General features: G+C 58.3%; 15 protein-coding genes. 5 read left to right on the forward strand and 10 right to left on the reverse strand.

Annotation, left to right across the window (positions count from 1 at the left end):
• Positions 1 to 104: 104 nt before the first annotated feature.
• The 3 genes from ACZZ0B_RS21405 to ACZZ0B_RS21415 all read right to left on the reverse strand — a co-directional run bounded on the left by ACZZ0B_RS21405 (position 105) and on the right by ACZZ0B_RS21415 (position 5981).
• Complete coding sequence (locus tag ACZZ0B_RS21405; protein WP_463546952.1) at positions 105 to 2657, reverse strand: helix-turn-helix transcriptional regulator; 2553 nt, start codon at positions 2655 to 2657, stop codon at positions 105 to 107.
• A gap of 139 nt (positions 2658 to 2796) precedes the next feature.
• Positions 2797 to 4164 carry a DUF1329 domain-containing protein gene (locus ACZZ0B_RS21410; protein ID WP_440093277.1) on the reverse strand — a complete coding sequence of 456 codons (1368 nt, stop codon included), beginning with the start codon at positions 4162 to 4164 and terminating at the stop codon, positions 2797 to 2799.
• 23 nt (positions 4165 to 4187) lie between these two features.
• The gene (locus tag ACZZ0B_RS21415; RefSeq protein WP_158829502.1) at positions 4188 to 5981 is read right to left on the reverse strand and encodes a DUF1302 domain-containing protein; all 1794 of its coding nucleotides are present in this window, start codon (positions 5979 to 5981) and stop codon (positions 4188 to 4190) included.
• 721 nt (positions 5982 to 6702) lie between these two features.
• On the opposite strand from ACZZ0B_RS21415, the gene ACZZ0B_RS21420 reads away from it, so the two are divergent.
• Both ACZZ0B_RS21420 and ACZZ0B_RS21425 read left to right on the forward strand, forming a co-directional pair.
• Positions 6703 to 6963 carry a hypothetical protein gene (locus ACZZ0B_RS21420; protein WP_463546182.1) on the forward strand — a complete coding sequence of 87 codons (261 nt, stop codon included), beginning with the start codon at positions 6703 to 6705 and terminating at the stop codon, positions 6961 to 6963.
• Between the two features lie 403 nt (positions 6964 to 7366).
• Positions 7367 to 7990: a hypothetical protein gene (locus ACZZ0B_RS21425; RefSeq protein ID WP_463546183.1), complete on the forward strand. Its 624-nt coding sequence runs from the start codon at positions 7367 to 7369 to the stop codon at positions 7988 to 7990.
• A gap of 48 nt (positions 7991 to 8038) precedes the next feature.
• Here ACZZ0B_RS21425 and ACZZ0B_RS21430 read toward each other — a convergent pair whose 3' ends face one another.
• The 5 genes from ACZZ0B_RS21430 to ACZZ0B_RS21450 all read right to left on the reverse strand — a co-directional run bounded on the left by ACZZ0B_RS21430 (position 8039) and on the right by ACZZ0B_RS21450 (position 12025).
• Positions 8039 to 8950, reverse strand: a complete 912-nt coding sequence (locus ACZZ0B_RS21430) for an SDR family oxidoreductase (RefSeq protein ID WP_463546184.1) — start codon at positions 8948 to 8950, stop codon at positions 8039 to 8041.
• Positions 8951 to 9146: 196 nt separating this feature from the next.
• Complete coding sequence (locus tag ACZZ0B_RS21435) at positions 9147 to 10049, reverse strand: alpha/beta fold hydrolase (protein ID WP_463546185.1); 903 nt, start codon at positions 10047 to 10049, stop codon at positions 9147 to 9149.
• Positions 10049 to 10831: a class II aldolase/adducin family protein gene (locus ACZZ0B_RS21440; protein ID WP_008084971.1), complete on the reverse strand. Its 783-nt coding sequence runs from the start codon at positions 10829 to 10831 to the stop codon at positions 10049 to 10051. Before ACZZ0B_RS21440 ends, ACZZ0B_RS21435 begins: the two co-directional genes overlap by 1 nt.
• A gap of 131 nt (positions 10832 to 10962) precedes the next feature.
• The gene (locus ACZZ0B_RS21445) at positions 10963 to 11649 is read right to left on the reverse strand and encodes an LrgB family protein (RefSeq protein WP_158833145.1); all 687 of its coding nucleotides are present in this window, start codon (positions 11647 to 11649) and stop codon (positions 10963 to 10965) included.
• A complete protein-coding gene (locus ACZZ0B_RS21450; RefSeq protein WP_463546186.1) occupies positions 11639 to 12025 on the reverse strand; it encodes a CidA/LrgA family protein in 387 nt (128 codons plus the stop codon). The genes ACZZ0B_RS21445 and ACZZ0B_RS21450 overlap by 11 nt, the downstream gene beginning before the upstream one ends.
• A gap of 97 nt (positions 12026 to 12122) precedes the next feature.
• On the opposite strand from ACZZ0B_RS21450, the gene ACZZ0B_RS21455 reads away from it, so the two are divergent.
• Positions 12123 to 13010 carry a LysR family transcriptional regulator gene (locus ACZZ0B_RS21455; protein ID WP_008084976.1) on the forward strand — a complete coding sequence of 296 codons (888 nt, stop codon included), beginning with the start codon at positions 12123 to 12125 and terminating at the stop codon, positions 13008 to 13010.
• Here the strand turns inward: ACZZ0B_RS21455 and ACZZ0B_RS21460 are convergent.
• Entirely contained in the window at positions 13000 to 13455 is a 456-nt protein-coding gene (locus ACZZ0B_RS21460) for a flavodoxin (RefSeq protein WP_463546187.1), read from the reverse strand. The genes ACZZ0B_RS21455 and ACZZ0B_RS21460 overlap by 11 nt on opposite strands.
• 153 nt (positions 13456 to 13608) lie before the next feature.
• Here ACZZ0B_RS21460 and ACZZ0B_RS21465 point away from each other — a divergent pair, with 153 nt between their 5' ends.
• Positions 13609 to 14085 (forward strand): PAS domain-containing protein, encoded by a 477-nt coding sequence (locus tag ACZZ0B_RS21465; protein WP_463546188.1) that lies wholly within the window; start codon positions 13609 to 13611, stop codon positions 14083 to 14085.
• Between the two features lie 54 nt (positions 14086 to 14139).
• Complete coding sequence (locus tag ACZZ0B_RS21470) at positions 14140 to 14745, forward strand: hypothetical protein (protein ID WP_008084982.1); 606 nt, start codon at positions 14140 to 14142, stop codon at positions 14743 to 14745.
• Between the two features lie 3 nt (positions 14746 to 14748).
• On the opposite strand, the gene ACZZ0B_RS21475 is transcribed toward ACZZ0B_RS21470, so the two are convergent.
• On the reverse strand, positions 14749 to 15708 hold the full coding sequence (locus ACZZ0B_RS21475) for a MerR family transcriptional regulator (RefSeq protein ID WP_463546189.1): 960 nt from the start codon (positions 15706 to 15708) through the stop codon (positions 14749 to 14751).
• Positions 15709 to 15807: the final 99 nt, after the last annotated feature.

A 15807-nucleotide genomic window follows, 5' to 3' on the forward strand; every position in this document is an offset into this window, starting at 1 on the left:
TGGATCGTCGCAAGGTAGATTCTTTTTTGACTGGCGAAAACAGCCAATAGATTTCAAAAAATATTCACTTCAACAATTGAACAACAGCTCACTTACTGCAAAAGCTATAAAAACCCCAATGACTTAGCCTTCGCCACAGCTTGGGTCCTGCGCTCTACGCCTAGTTTCCCATTGATTCTCCTAGCGTGAGTTTTCACCGTATGCAATGAAATATAAAGTTGCTCGGCAATTTGCTGATTGGATGCTCCCTGGGCAATTAACCGCAGCACTTCAAGCTCACGGCGACTCAGCGCAAGTTCATGCATTTCTTCCGGAAACGGCGAATTACCATCCGCCATCACCTGCGATGCGATATTGGTATCTCGGCGTAACTGCCACTCTCGCAAGGCCTGATGCAAGTGACAGCGCTCGACTAATAGCTGTGCCCGTTGAAAAGCTCTTTGCGCTAAAACATGATCGCCGCTCGACTCGGCCAGTTGTGCTATTGCCAACTGTAATTCAGTTTCCATGTTCAACATTCCCTTCGCCTGGGCCTGTTTTAACAGTTGCTGAACCTGAGCAAGGCCATTTTCCGCGGGCGAAAGTTTCATACAGGCGCAGGCCAACAGATACTCGATGCGCGCAATCAATTCCAGGGTGGCGGGGGGAGCCTGACGTGCATGCGGTCCACGGTAGTGGCGCAGTAGCCGTCCCAGTGCTTCTTGCGCCAACTGCGGCCGCCCCTGTTGCAACCAGAACTGGCTGCTGACCTGCAGAAGCACCCCACGATAAACCGTGTCCGGTATCTGCCTTTGCTGCATGACCCTTTCGGCTTCGCGCAAGCGCTCGAACGCCAGCGCGTAATCGCTTTTATTTGCCGCGAGTTGCGCTTGTCCGAGATAGCCGTACAACACACGCTTGTCATGACTGCGCAGGCAATCCTCAAGGCCTTTTTGAAACAGTTCCGCCGCCTGAGTCTCGTGCCCCATGCACAGGGCCAGCCGCCCTCGGCGCAGAGAGATTCTGCCAAGCAGTGGTGTCGGTTGATCCGCCCGCGCGCGCAGCAACTGGTCGATGGCCAGAAGCAGACTCTCGGCCCGAGCCGGCGCCCCTCGTTGTTCGAGCAATTGTGCGTGATCGAGCTCGAGCAAGCCCTCGAACAGCAGCGAACCCTGGGCCCGAGCCAGGCACAATGCCTCGCGGTTGATGGCGTGGGCCTGCTCCAGTTCACCGCACAATAACGCTTGCTGGGTCTGTCCGGACAGGCATAACAAACGAACCTGCCATGCGTGAGGAGCCAGTGCGGCCAACGCTTCTCGAAAGTGCTCGCGCGCAGGCTCCATTTGCCCTTGCAAGTGCAGTAGCCAGCCTTGTTGCGCCTGCCACCGCGCAAGTAATTGCTGCTCGAGTTGAGCGCTAGGCTGTGGCATGAACCGTGACAGGTGGCCGATACACACCGCGGCGTGCTCAAAACGACCGGCGAAAAGCGCCGCTGCGGTCATCAGCCCGATTAGTTGCGGGGTGGCCAGGATCAACTCCTGCCCATGACGCTCCTGCAATCGCAACAACAGCACAACCGTTTGATCCTCGAACAGATCTTCGAGGCTCAAGTGCTGCAACAGACTCACCGCTGTCTCGTATTCATCAGCCAGCAACGCCTGTTCAAAGGCGGCGCGCCAATCCTGAGCAGCGGTAAACCACTGGCAGGCACGCCGATGCCATGAGCGTCCGGCAGGCCAGTGTTCTTCACACATGATGCGAGACAATGGCGCGAATACTTGCAACCAGTCCGCAGACTCATGCCACGGCTCGATAAAGCAGCCAAGGACTTGCAACGCGCTCAAAAGCGGCGCGCCCTCACCGGCACCAAACAAGTGTTCACACAGCTCGGTGTTGAAGCGCGGTAAATGCGCCAGTACACGCCATGCCTCAGCCTGCTCCGGAGTAAGGCCGCTGAACAGTTCGTGCTGCAGATAGTCCAGCAGCGTGTCGACGCGTTGCCGGGGGAGAATGCCTTGCGACTCATTGCATTTTTGCAACAGCGCCATACGTGCCCCGGCGCACCAGCCGCCGGTGCGCTGGACAATCCGAGTGGCGACACTGCCAGCCTGTTCCGGCGGCAAGTGGCGCAACGCTTCGGCGACCTCCTCGTGTGTAAGTGCCAGCGTCGCCTGTTCACACTCGTACAACTCATCATTGAGCAAAAGCCGCGGCCAATTGCATTGCGGACGACGTCGGGTGCTCACCCACCAGGTCAGTGCTGGACTGCTGACTGCCAGCAGGCGATCAAGCAAGGCATCCAGCAGCGGATCCGGCAAACGGCAGTAGTCGTCGATAAACAGCCAGGTGGGTCTGGACCAGAACGTCAGCATCGCGATCAACCCGGCCTCATCAATGCTTTCGGGTAGCCCCAGCGCCTGCGCCAGTCGCTGGCATAGCTGCATGCGGTTCAACATGACGCCAGCCAACGGCAACCAGGCCCGTTCACATGATGCTGGCGCCTGCAAAAAGCATTCGGTGAGTAACGCACTTTTACCACTGCCGGCGGGTGCGCAGACGAGCCGGACTCGTGCCATTGAATCAAGCAATGGCTGGCTCAATCGAAGACGCGGCTGATGATGGGAAGAAAGCCTGGGGAAAAATCCGCGGCGATCCAGGCAAGAAGTCATGGCAGTCATCGGGTCAGCCTTTTTATCGTTATGCACTCACCCTAGCCCTCTGCAGGCACCTTGTTGACGAGTATTCAGCGCGCTGATTGGCGCCCATAAAAAAGGCGACCGGGTGGTCGCCTTTTGCCTTGCCGATGTATCCAGAGCGTTACCGAACGCCTTCGGCGCGCAAGGCCGATGGTGTGTAATCCGCCGCCTTGGCTTCGAAGCCGAATTCGTAACTGTGCTTCTCTTCGTTCTTCATCCCCAAGGCAATGTAGCGACCGGCGATGATGTCGTAGAGCGCTTCGAGGGTGTAAGCCTGTGCCTGATGCTCGTAGTGATATTCGGAGTGACCTTCGGCCACGCGCCACAGTTGACCGCGCCCGTCGTAGTGATCGACCAGTGCGACTTGCCAGCTGTCCTCATCGATGTACATGTGGCGCTTGGCGTAGATGTGCCGCTCGCTTGGTTTGACCGTACCGATGACTTCCCAGACACGGTGCAATTCATAACGGGTCAGGTCCTGATTGATGTGCCCGGCCTTGACGATGTCGTCGTATTTCAGGCTTGGCGAATCGAGTTTGTAGCTGTTGTACGGGATGTACATTTCCTTCTTGCCGACCAGTTTCCAGTCGTAGCGATCCGGTGCGCCGGAAAACATGTCGAAGTTGTCCGAAGTACGCAGGCCATCCGCCGCCGTGCCCGGGCCGTCATACGCCACTTGCGGCGCACGACGCACACGGCGCTGACCGGCGTTGTAGATCCACGCCAGACGCGGCTCCTTCACCTGATCGAGGGTCTCGTGCACCAGCAGCACGTTGCCGGCCAGACGCGCCGGCGCGGTCACCGATTGCTTGAAAAAAGTCAGCACGTTGGCGGCTTTTTCCGGATCGATATCCTTGATCAATTGCGGCACGGCGATCTCTTCTTCGAAGCGGATCGGCGTGTAGCTGCCGTTGGTCTGCGGGGTCACCTGAGTGATGATGCGTTTGACGTTGCCGCCGTGATAACGGGTGATGTGGTTCCACAACACTTCGACACCGTTCTTCGGAATCGGAAACGCGTAGTAGCGATTGCCGGTGAAATTGGCCAGGCCATTACCGTCGTTGATCGTGGTCACATTGAGCGCGCTGCGCTTGGCCGATTCGTAGATTTCCGGCGGTACGGCGACGGTGCGGTGGGTGGTGTAAACCGGGATTTTGTAGGTTTGCGGGTAACGCTTGAACATCGCCACCTGACCTTCAGACAGCTTGTCCTTGTATTTGTCGACGTTGGCCGGGGTGATGGTGAACAACGGTTTCTCGTTGGCGAACGGGTCGGCGAGGAAACCTTTGCTGTCCACCGCCGCGGCGTTTTTCGGGATACCGCCGGTCCACGCCGGAATCGAGCCATCGGCGTTGCCGGCCTTTTCGGCGCCGAGCGGGGTCAGGCTGGTGCCGAGTTTGTTCGCTTCATCCGGCGACACTGCCGCCATCACGTTGGCCGCCAGCACACTCAGGGCCAGCACACCACATTGCAGAATCATTTTGCGCATTGCAGTCATCCTTCTCGGGCAGATCAGAAGTTCACGCCGAAGCTCAGGGCCACGAAGTCACGGTCTTCGAGGACGTTGTAATCACCGCCGAAGAAGTCGGTGTAGCTGAGGCTCGCGGTGTAGGTGTTGCGGTAGTCGGCATCGACGCCGACGCTGATCGCTTTCGCGCCTTCGTTGAACAGGCCGTTGGGCCCGTAACCGGCGACGTCATGCGACCACGACAGGTTGGGTTTGAAGTTGATCCCGCCGACCACGTTGGCGTAATCGAGGATTGCCCGGGCGCGGTAGCCCCACGAAGTTGAAGTGACGAAACCGTCGGTGTCGCCGCCGAAACCGTACTGGCCGTACACCGAGTCGCGGCCATAACGCAGTTGACTGCGCGGCTCCAGTCCGCCGACGTGCACCACCGCTGCTTCGCCGACCACGGTCAGACGTTCTGCGCCCAAGACCTGATCGAAGAAATGCGTCAGGGTGCTCTGGATTTGCGTGACTTCCTTGCGGCGGTAGCCCTTGTTGTCCGCGCCCGGCGACGTCGTCAGCGGCGAGGCCGCACCGCCGGCAATCGGGTTGAGCAGCGCCAGCGTCAGGTCGTTGGTGTTGACCTGCACCGGCGCGTTTGGCCGGTAGCTGACCTCACCAGTCCACGCAGTACCGGTTGGCAAAGTGGTGGAGAAACTCGCGCCATACAGGCGAATGTCTTCCGGGTATTCGAGGTAGTACTGGCCGCGCCCGAGCATCACACTCTGCGCCAGACCCGAGCCGCTGCCAGGCGCCAGACCGTTGGCAATCCCGACCATCCCCGGCAATGCCGCCAATGTCGAAAGCCCCGCCGTGGTGGTGCCCACCGTTGGCGTACGGCTGTGATAGTTCATGAAATAGAGGCCGTATTCGGTGTCGTCGCCGAGCCAGCGCAGCGCTGTGCCCCACTGCCCGGAATCCCGCGCATCACGGTCGCCGCCGCGAGGGATCACCACCCCTTCGCGAGTGACCTGAATGCCCTGACCGAAGGCCTGGGTCAGCGGCACCAACGGCGCGATTGCCGGATTGCCAACGGTGTAGCCGTTGTTGCAACCATCCGCCGCCACATCGACACCGAAGAACGTGCCGCAGTTGTCGAGAACGGTCTGATCCCACTCCAGTTGATAGAAGCCCTCAACCGTCAGCTGATCCGTCAGGCCTTGCGAACCGAACAGCATGTTCACCGGAATCAGACCTTCCTTGATCTCGGCACCGGGACGGCGAAATGCGGAAACGTCGATCGGGTTGATGCTGTTGATCGAGTTGCCGATGAAGGTACTTTCGCCCCAGCTCACCACCTGCTTACCGGCGCGCACAGTGCCCGGCAGATCGGCAATGGAATAGTTGTGATAGACGAAGGCATCGAGGATCTGCGCGCCGGACGACTTGGCGCCTTCCTTGCGACCGCTGTCGCTGATTTGCTTGAACTCGCGGTCTTCGTCCTTGAGCTCGAAGTCGTACCAATACTTGCCGCGCACAAACACACCGGTATCGCCGTACTTGAGTTCGAGGTCGTGAATGCCTTTGAAGATTTTCGAAAAGGTCTCGCCCTTTTTGAAGTTCAGGCGCCCGTCATCACCCGTGGAAGATTGCCCGGTGCCGCCGTTTACCGTGCCGACCAGCGACTTGTCGGCATCGCGCAGGCCCCAGCTCGCACCGATCGACAGCGACGAGTCGAACGTCCCTTCGATTTCGCCGATGTTGAAAGCGACCGCTTGCGCCTGGGCGCAGCAACCCAGAGCCACCGCAGCGGCCAGCGCTTGCGGCGTGAAGATGGCGCGCATTGTTGTTTTTGTCATGCGTCTTCCCCGGTGAGTGACAGAAGGCCCCACCCTACTGCCGCCGGCACGGGACGATAAGCGCACCAAGGAGGTATTCGCGCTGTCGCTCGAAAGGATGAATGCCCGCACAGGGCGGGGGTTTGCGCGATTCATCCGTGAGCTGGATGGACGATCATCAGCGCAACGCATGGTGCATGCCGGGGCGCAGCGACTGTTGCACGCCCCGCAACAGTGCATGTCTGGAATCGCTATTTTTCCTACAGGCCGAAGTGCTTATTCTGAGCGGGCTTTCACGGGATACGCCGAAAAGCGCCGAAGCACTGGCCATGAGCAACTCTGGCCATTGCTGACAGATTTCAGATGAATCGAAGTGTTCGGTTTATCGCCCCGGTGTTCACTGACGTTGATTTGTAGCTCCTTGATCCAACGTCTTACCTTGGCCGCTGCGTTTGCAGCGGCCTTTTTTATGCCTCGAATACAGTTTCTGCTCCGTCCTACGCGAATTTTCCGAAAGGGACATCGGAAATTTCTTTCTGCGTGCAATGAATTAACCGGTGAATTTCCAAAGTAGCGAAATCTCACTCAACTCCGCACAACTTGACTTACGACCTTATCGGAAACATCCGATCAAACTCTGTTGTAACTTGAAACGTATCAAGCAATGGCGAGTGACAGGGATGTCATCTTTCGACCTACAGCAAGAGCGCGAATATCAGAAATTACTCAAGGAGATGTGGTAATGAGCACCATTGAGCAAATTGTAAAAAATGAATCTTTGGATGACATCGTCACCGTATTCTCACTGTTCAACGCGAATCCGCATCTGGACATGATGATCAGACGTTATAACCGAGAGCTGATCTGCGAATACGGAGCTTTGGAAATGGCATACGCGCGCCTTCTTGATGCTGGTGTATTGGCACACGGCGACAAAGGCTTGGCAGCCAAAGGCCCAAACTGGAAAGCCACAAAATTCATGATAGAAAACAGATACTCCTAATCGGAAGATCAAGCCTGAGTTTGATGGTTCTTTTCTCAGAACGAAGACTTCTGTAAATGCGCCATCAATTGCCTAAGCGCCTCAATATTTATCTCACAGATGCGCTCACTGACTTTATATTTTTAGCTCCTTGATCCAACGTCTTACCTTGTCCGCTGCGTTTGCAGCGGCCTTTTTTATGGGCGTAGTTTTGCCCACCTCTCCTGCATTCATCAGGAAGATTTCCCATCAGTCGTAGGAAATCTCTTTTTGACCTGCTGATGCCAAGCTTTTAGTCGGGGTTAAAGATTATTCATACAAATGCGCGCGTCATTACTGACGAACGATGCAGATATGTCCGCTCAAAAGCTGATGTAGGTTAATTGCTCCGCAAAATCCGAAAAACTTGCAGCGAGTAAAACGAATGTTGGAACAAGATTTTGTAAAAGCCGCAGAGACAAAAAACGAAAGAAAAGGATCTGCTGCCGACCTCATCATGCTTGCGCGTCTTGATGCCATCCTGGAGTGCAACCTTGAGATGACCGACACCGATCGCCGGTACTATGCGCATGCGATTCGAATGATGGAGCGATTCAGAGCGATGGGGCTTGCTGACGACTACATTCCCAAAAGTAATCCGTCGCTTTGGAATAACGTCCATTCGGCCACACTTGAAGATTTCAAACTGGGTGACGATGAGGCATTGCGCTACACCGCCGAGGCGATTGACGCTGCGAAAAAGCAGGAGCTGGAAGCATTTGAATGCATCAGCAGAATCAAGAGTTCGCCTGCAAAACTCGAGAAGGCTGTCAGGCAAGAAAATCTGAGAGATTTGTTATCAGTGTTGGCAATCGGTTTGGCATTTCCCTCTATCGATACATTGTTCGGGCGTTATCGATTTGAAGTCATTGCGCGCGGCGAACTGTGTAAAACGTACGAGGAATTATTTCAGGAGGGCGTATTGGCTGAGGGCAATGAGGCTGTTGCCATACCGGGCCCGAATTGGAGACTCCCGGAATTCGTGATCGATAAACGGTACGAGGAATAAAACATAGAGCCTCGCCACGTCGAGAACGCAGCGAGGTTAAAACGTCCCTTACAGTGAATACTTCTGCAAATTCGCCATCATTTCCTTCAGCGCTTCAATATTGTCCTTCGGATGCGCCGCCCCTTCGAAATCGCAAATCTGCTGCCAATGCGCGGCAACGTCCTCAGGCGAGAAACCCTCCCGCGGATCGAATCCGGCACCCAGGCTGCGTTCCCAACGCACCTTGCCCATCCAGCCGCCACCGACTTCGAACAGTCCTGAAGTTTCCTGGCATTGCTCGCTCGCCAAGTACACCACCAGCGGGCTGACCAGTTCCGGTTTCAGTTGTCCGAACACTTGTGGCGGGATCAGGCCTTCGGTCATGCGCGTGCCGCCAGTTGGGGCGATGGCGTTGACCAGAATGTTGTTTTTGCGGCCTTCAATGGCCAGGGTGCGGGTCAGGCCGTAGAGGCCGAGTTTGGCCATGCCGTAGTTGGACTGGCCGAAGTTGCCGTAGATGCCCGAGGTCGAGGCGGTAAAGATCACGCGGCCGTAGTTTTGCTCGCGCAGGTGTGGCCATGCAGCGCGGGTGACTTTGTACGCACCTTCGACGTGGACGCGGTAAACCAGGTCCCAGTCGGCGTCGTCCATTTTGTGGAAGGTCTTGTCGCGCAGGATGCCGGCGTTGTTGACCACCACGTCGACGCGGCCGAAGACGTCGAGGGCGTTTTGCACGAGTTTGTCGCCGTCGGTGACCGAGTCATGGTTGGCTTCAGCCGTGCCGCCGGCTTCGCGAATTTCGGCGACCACGCGGTCGGCGGCGGAGGCATTGGCGCCTTCGCCCTGGGTCGAGCCGCCGAGGTCGTTGACCAGCACTTTCGCGCCTTGCTTGGCGAACAGCAGTGCGTGGGCGCGGCCAAGGCCACCACCGGCACCAGTGACGATCACGACTTTATCTTCGAAACGCACAGACTCATTCATCGAGGCAACTCCAGCAGGCCAGTATTGACGCTGAGTGTCAGGCACCGGGCGTGGTGTCACAACGAACAGGGCTGGGGCTGAATGGTGTGCGATAAGGTTGGGGGATAGTCAGGATTGAAAAGCAAAAGATCGCAGCCTGCGGCAGCTCCTACAGGGATCGGTGTAGGAGCTGCCGCAGGCTGCGATCTTTTGATCTTCAGGAACAGGCGACCTTGCGCGGCGGCAGCACCTGGCGTTCGCGAAATTCCAGATAGTGCTTGAGTACCTGCACCGGCGCCTCGGTTTGCGGATAGTGACCGATGCCCGGCAACAACACCGTATCCGCATCCGGGATCAACTCGCGATAGCGCTCGACCATGTGCGCCCCGGAGATCGGGTCGACCTCGCCATCGATCACCCGCATCGGCACTTCGCCCCGCTGCATCGCCGCGACCCAACGATCACGCTGGACGCGACGTTCCGGAATGTAGCCGATCAGTTTGTGCATGATGCGCGGCCCGCGATTGCTGTCGACCAGGCTCCAGAAATCATCCAGCTCACTTTCCGTCGGCCGGGTTTGCGGGCCGAAGATCTGGCGGAAACTTTTCACCAGCGCATCGCGGGTAAACGCGCGGCCGATCATCCACCCCAGTGGACTCAGCAACAGTTTTTGCATCAGTACCGGACGATGGGTTTCCGGAAACAGGCCACCGTTGAGGAACACGCAACTGGCGATTTCGAGGCGATCCTCGTAATGCCGGGCCAGCAACTCTTGCGCAACGCTGTCACCGTAATCGTGCGCCAGCACATGCACCGGTTGCTTAACCTGCAGATGCGCGAGCAATGCCTGCTGCAAATCCGCCTGCTCCAACAAACTGTAGGTGTGGTTGATCGGCTTGGCCGAATCGCCGAAACCGAGCATGTCACAGGCGATCACGCGATAACGCTGAGCCAGTGGCTGCCACAGGTAATGCCAGTCCCAACTGGCGGTCGGAAAGCCATGGATCAGCAACAGCGGCTCACCCTGCCCGGTCGTCCAGTAACGGATCGGCTGGCCACGAAAGACAAACGTCTGGCTGCGTTTACGCCAGACACACAGAGGAATCTCGGCAAGAGGCATTAGAGTTTATATCCCGGGTCTTGTTTATCGAGTTTGCGCAGCAGCGCTGGCCAGGCCAGCGCGCCACCCATGCCTTGAGCACTTTTGGTGACGCCGGCGATCATCGCTTTGGCGCCTGCCAGAATTTGCGGTTCGATGGCGATGAGTTCAGCGCCACCGGTTTGCGCCATCACCTGAATGTCGCAAGCGCGTTGGAAAGTGAACATCATCAAAAAGGTGTCGGCGATGGTGCTGCCACAGGTCAGCAGACCGTGGTTGTGCAACATCAGGAAATTGTTTTCGCCGAGATCGGCCTGCAGGCGCGCCTTCTCTTCATGGTTCAGCGCCACGCCTTCATAGGCGTGATAGGCCAGGCTCGACAGCACGAACAATGATTGCTGGCTGATCGGCAGCACGCCCTGCTTTTGCGCCGACACCGCGACACCGGACGCGGTGTGTGTATGCAGCACACAAACCACATCGTGCCGCACTTCGTGCACGGCGCTGTGGATGGTGTAGCCGGCAGGGTTGATCTCGTACGGGCTGTCCATGAGTTTGTTGCCGGCCTGATCGACTTTCACCAGGCTCGATGCGGTGATCTCATGGAACATCAGACCGAAAGGATTGATCAGGAAATCTTCGGTGCCCGGCACCTTGGCGGAAATATGGGTGAAGATCAGATCGTCCCAGCCATGGGCGGCGACCAGACGATAACAAGCGGCAAGATCGACACGGGTCTGCCATTCCGCAGCGCTGACCTGGTCTTTGACATTAAGGGACGATTGGACGGGGGCTACGCTCACTGTATGCACCTCTGCGTTCTTATTGTTCTGCACGTGTGAGCAGTCTAGTCAGGCGCGGGCAATCGCGTAGTTGCATTGGCAGCCAGCTTGATGACTGACCGAGTCAGCCCAGCAAACAGCCTGGATCCGCGTCAAAGCAACGACGCCAACAAAGGAGCTGCGAACAGGTTGAGCAAACCGGTGAGGACCATCACCAGCCCGGCGACAGAGCCTTCTTCGCCGCCCACTTCATGCGCTCGGCTGACGCCGGCACCGTGCGCGCCCACCCCAAACAGCGCGCCACGCGCCAGGGCACTGCGCAACGGCAGCCACTTGAGCAGCACGCCGCCGAGCATCGCCCCGAACACGCCGGTGAACATCACGAACACCGCGGTCAACTCCGGCACACCGCCGAGGTTTTGCGCGAGCGGCATGGCGAACGGCGTGGTGATCGAACGCGGCACCAGCGACATCGTCACCGAACTGTCGAGCGCCAACGCTTTGGCCAATCCGAACGAGGTGCCGATCGATGCCGCGCTGCCCGCCACCATGCCCAGCAACAACGCCGACCAGTGCCGCATCAACAAACGCCGTTGCTGCCAGATCGGTACGGCGAAGGCGACGGTCACCGGGCCAAGCACCAACATCAGCCAATGGGTGTTGCTGGAATATTCGGCATAGGCGGTGTGCAGCGGCACGGCGAGCGCCAGCAGCAGCGCCGGCACCAGAATCAGCGGCGACAACACGTAGCGACCGGTGCGCCGATAAATCCAGCGGCTGAACAAGTACGCCAACAAGGTGAAGGCGAGCCAGAACATCGGCATCCATTCAAGCTTCATGGGAACGCCTCGCGCGCACGGCCAATTCCACGGTAAACGCGGTCACCAGCATCACCATCAAGGTACTGGCGGCGATCACCAGCAAAATCCGCCAGCCGTCGTTGCGCAGCAGCGCGCCGTAATCGAGCAGGCTCATCAACGCCGGAATGAAGAACAGCAGCATCTCGGCCATCAGCAAGCCCGCCCCCAGTTGCAGCGCCGCCGGTTTGACCCAGCCGAACGCGAAGGCCAGCAGCAACAGCGCCATGCCGATCACGCCGCCGGGAATCGGCCATGCCAGCCACGCGGCGAGTTGGCAGCCGAGCAGATAAAGACCGAGCAACACGGCGAGTTCGACGAATAGACGGGAAAGATGTTTGAAGCGGGCGGCGTTCATGAGTATGGCTCCTTACAGAAGCCTATTTTACGAAGTGACCTACCATCCCTGAAGCGAATTGTTAGACTCAAAGCCATTCCAAAATGGAATCAGGCTCATGGAATTCAAACAGCTGCGCAGTTTTGTCGAAGTCATGCATCAGGGCGGTTTCACCCAAGCGGCGAAAACCCTGCACATCAGTCAATCTGCGGTCAGCAAGCAAGTCGCGCAACTGGAGCAGAGCCTCGGCACACCGCTGCTGGAACGCCTCGGTTCACAGTTGCGCCTCACCGCCGCCGGCAGCGTGGTGCTGCAACGCGCCGAAGCGATGCTGCGTTTGCGCAATGAGTTGCTGGTCGAGCTGGACGACCTCAGTCATCTGGCCCGTGGCGAGTTGCGACTGGGCCTGCCGCTGTTGGGCAGTGACGCGTTGTTCGCCGGATTGTTTGCCGAATATCGCCGGCGCTACCCGAACATCAGCGTGCAATTGCTCGAGGGCGGCAGCCGCAATATCGAGCAAGCCGTGCTCAACGGGGAACTGGAGTTGGGTGGCAGTTTGTTACCGAAGGATCCGCAGTTCGACTGTCAGCCGTTTTGCGACGAGAAACTCGATGCGCTGCTGCCCGTCGATCATCCGTTGGCAGATCGCGGCGAGATCGGCCTGGACGAACTGGCCGATACACCGTTCCTGCTCTATCAGCGCAGCTTCGTGCTCAACGATCGCTTGCTGCAGGCATGCCAGCAAATGGGCTTTACGCCGAAGGAAGGCGGGCGCAGCGGTCAGGCGGATTTTCTCGCGGCATTGGTGGCAGCCGGGCAAGGCGTGGTGTTGTTGCCCAGCGTCGTCGCGCGCGGGCTGGTGCGGCCAGGCGTGGTGCGCCTGACCTTGCGTGCGCCGGATTATCTGCGCTGGGACATTGCGTTCATCTGGCGTCAGGGCGCCTATCTGTCGAATGCCGCGCAGGCGTGGCTGGCACTCCTGCGCGAGCGGCCGATCAGCCCTTGAGGGTCTCGATCAACTGCGCCAGCCAAGGCTCGGCGTCGGTTTCCGGGGTGACGCTTTCGCTGGCGTCGATGCGCAGCATGTCCTGCACCTCACGCACGCCCAGTTCGCCGAACAGTTCGCGCATCTGCTCGCCACCGCCGCAGAAGGTGTCGCCATAGCTGGCGTCGCCCAAGGCGATGACCGCGCCCGGCAAACCGCGCCACGCTGCTGGCAGTTGATCGCGGATCGCCGAATACAGCGGTTGCAGGTTGTCCGGCAACTCGCCCATGCCGGTGGTCGAGGTCACCGCGAGGAAGGCTTCGGGGCCGAACGCTTGAATGTCGGCCAGGCTGGCGCGCGAGTTGTAGAAGGTCTCAAAGCCAGCGGCTTTCAACAGGTTCTGGGCGTGGCGGGCGACTTCTTCGGCGGTGCCGTAGACCGAACCGGAGAGGATGGCGACTTTCATCAATCTGATCCTGAAACTGAAAAAATGAGCGGCGATAGTAGCAGCCCAGGCTGCAAGCCTGCGATTGGATCTCATCTACCGATAATGGCCAGTAGACAGCGCCGACGGTTCTTCTAGAATGCGAGCCTTCGGCCAATCTGAACGGACTCACAGATGATCAATGCCAGCCTGCTGCAAATGGTGATCAACGCGTCTAACGACGGCATCGTCGTAGCGGAACAGGAAGGCGAGCAGGACACGATCCTGATTTACGTCAACCCGGCTTTCGAACGCCTGACCGGCTACAGCAGTGAAGAAATTCTTTATCAGGATTGCCGCTTTCTGCAGGCCGGAGACCGCGACCAGCAGGCGCTGGCGGCGATTCGCGAGGTGTTGCGCAGCAAGGGTTCGTGCCGGGAAATCCTGCGTAATTATCGCAAGGACGGCACGCCGTTCTGGAATGAGCTGTCGCTTTCGACGGTAACAAACGCTGACGACGGGCTGACCTATTTCGTCGGTGTGCAAAAGGATGTGACGGTTCAGGTCAAGGCTCAGCAGCGCGTCACACAGCTCGAAGCCGAGGTCGCGGCCCTGCAAGCAGAGCTGGCCGAACTGAAAGCGACGAACGGTTCAAACAAAACAGCGAACTAATTGTCATTAACTACAATCACCAATGACTTTGTAACTATATCTTTCGAGTTAGCCATGCAGCGCGACGCCCTCCTCACTCAGGATGAGCTGGATTTCATCCAGACCATGCAGCACAACCCGCAACTGAACGTGCGGGATGCGACGTCGAGTCTGCTGGTCAATGGCGGTTCGCAGATCCGTGATTTGCTCACGCGCCTGGCTGCTCACGAGCAAGTGACCATCCAGGCCAACTTCGAAAATCAACAGATGACGTTCCCGCTGCATCTGGTGGAAGACGAGTTCCACGCCCTGCATTTGCGCCTCGGTGTGCCGAGCATTTACGAAGATGGTCCGATGGTGCGGCCATGGCGACTGACGCTGGAAGAGCCGGTGGCACTGGAAAACGCCAAAGGTCAGCCGGGCGTGTTGTGGGTGCACGAGGTGTCACACAAGGGCGTGCTGGTGGAAGTGCGCAACAAGACCAAACCGCCAAAACATTTCGCCCAGTGGTTCAGCCCGTCGGGTTATGAACGCATCGCCCTGCGCGGCCATTTCGAGCGGGAAACCGAGCAAGGTTTCTTCGCCTACGAACTGAGCCAGACCGATGCGGATGAAACCGAGCGCCTGCGCCAGTTCATCCTGCAACAACACCGCCTGACCCACCCTGCCCTGCACACCTGAGTTTCAGGTATCGAGTTTCCCCGCGAGAAATTGCGACAAGCGCTGACGCATGGTCGCGCCTTCATTGCCCAGGCAACCGATCGAAGACCCGGCCAGGCTGTCCTGCGCCAGATCCGCGGCATCGCCGGCCAACAACACCTGACAATCCAGACTCAGCGCCAAACGATTCAAGCGTCGCGGCAATTCGGCGGTCGGGGCATGATTGGAAAACAGCACCAGCGCCTGCGGTTTGATCTTTTCGCAAACCAGCGTCAGTTCATCGAATGGCTGGCCCGTGGTCAACACTCGCACACCCGATTCGCTACTGCTCAAAAACAGCGCGGCCACCAACAACTCCAGCTCTCGGCACTGACCGGCGAGCGCACTGACGACGATCTTGCGCGGCTGCGCGCTGCGTAACGCGATGATGCGCTGCAACACTCGCGCTCGCAGATAGCCGTCGAAGAACAGCCATTCACTGGTTTGCCCGAACGCCTCTTGGCGCTGCAGCAGTTGCCGCCACAACGGCAGGAGAATGTCCTGGAACACCACGGGTAGCGAGTAGGAAGAAAAGATCTGGCCGTAAACCCGATCGAGCTCAAGGTCATCGAATGAGCTGACCGCACGCTGCACCTGATGCTGCCATTGCAGGTAGTCGGCCTGCACCAGATCATCGGGAATCAGGTGCGCAAGGACTTTCAACGGCTCGGTCTTGGCGAGAATCTTGCCGATCTTGCTGACGGCCACGCCACGGTCGATCCACTCGACAATGCTGCGCACACGCTCGATATCGGTCATGGAATAGAGCCGATGCCCACTTTCGGTGCGTGTCGGCTCAATCAAACCATAACGTCGCTCCCAGGCACGCAGCGTGACCGGGTTGACGCCGGTCAGTCGCGACACTTCGCGTATCGGAAAGAGTTCTTCGCGCTCGAGCGCAACAGATACCTGCGCGGCAGGGCTTGCGTCCGTCATGACGGGCATATTGCGGTCAATGTCCATTTGATTGAGTTGGATCCCATTCTAGCTGCAATGCCTCTTTCAGGTTCAAGCGATGAAATGCGACGAAAGTCGCTGGTTAAA

It is taken from the genome of Pseudomonas sp. AC247, from assembly GCF_979258015.1.

Excerpts from the sequence above, each read along its gene's own strand:
- ACZZ0B_RS21420 (WP_463546182.1), top strand. The coding sequence starts at position 6,703 with ATGAGCACCATTGAGCAAATTGTAAAAAATGAATCTTTGGATGACATC.
- ACZZ0B_RS21445 (WP_158833145.1), bottom strand. The coding sequence starts at position 11,649 with ATGAAGCTTGAATGGATGCCGATGTTCTGGCTCGCCTTCACCTTGTTG.
- ACZZ0B_RS21405 (WP_463546952.1), bottom strand. The coding sequence starts at position 2,657 with ATGACTGCCATGACTTCTTGCCTGGATCGCCGCGGATTTTTCCCCAGG.
- ACZZ0B_RS21430 (WP_463546184.1), bottom strand. The coding sequence starts at position 8,950 with ATGAATGAGTCTGTGCGTTTCGAAGATAAAGTCGTGATCGTCACTGGT.
- ACZZ0B_RS21455 (WP_008084976.1), top strand. The coding sequence starts at position 12,123 with ATGGAATTCAAACAGCTGCGCAGTTTTGTCGAAGTCATGCATCAGGGC.
- ACZZ0B_RS21450 (WP_463546186.1), bottom strand. The coding sequence starts at position 12,025 with ATGAACGCCGCCCGCTTCAAACATCTTTCCCGTCTATTCGTCGAACTC.
- ACZZ0B_RS21470 (WP_008084982.1), top strand. The coding sequence starts at position 14,140 with ATGCAGCGCGACGCCCTCCTCACTCAGGATGAGCTGGATTTCATCCAG.
- ACZZ0B_RS21410 (WP_440093277.1), bottom strand. The coding sequence starts at position 4,164 with ATGCGCAAAATGATTCTGCAATGTGGTGTGCTGGCCCTGAGTGTGCTG.
- ACZZ0B_RS21415 (WP_158829502.1), bottom strand. The coding sequence starts at position 5,981 with ATGACAAAAACAACAATGCGCGCCATCTTCACGCCGCAAGCGCTGGCC.
- ACZZ0B_RS21475 (WP_463546189.1), bottom strand. The coding sequence starts at position 15,708 with ATGCCCGTCATGACGGACGCAAGCCCTGCCGCGCAGGTATCTGTTGCG.
- ACZZ0B_RS21435 (WP_463546185.1), bottom strand. The coding sequence starts at position 10,049 with ATGCCTCTTGCCGAGATTCCTCTGTGTGTCTGGCGTAAACGCAGCCAG.
- ACZZ0B_RS21460 (WP_463546187.1), bottom strand. The coding sequence starts at position 13,455 with ATGAAAGTCGCCATCCTCTCCGGTTCGGTCTACGGCACCGCCGAAGAA.
- ACZZ0B_RS21465 (WP_463546188.1), top strand. The coding sequence starts at position 13,609 with ATGATCAATGCCAGCCTGCTGCAAATGGTGATCAACGCGTCTAACGAC.
- ACZZ0B_RS21425 (WP_463546183.1), top strand. The coding sequence starts at position 7,367 with ATGTTGGAACAAGATTTTGTAAAAGCCGCAGAGACAAAAAACGAAAGA.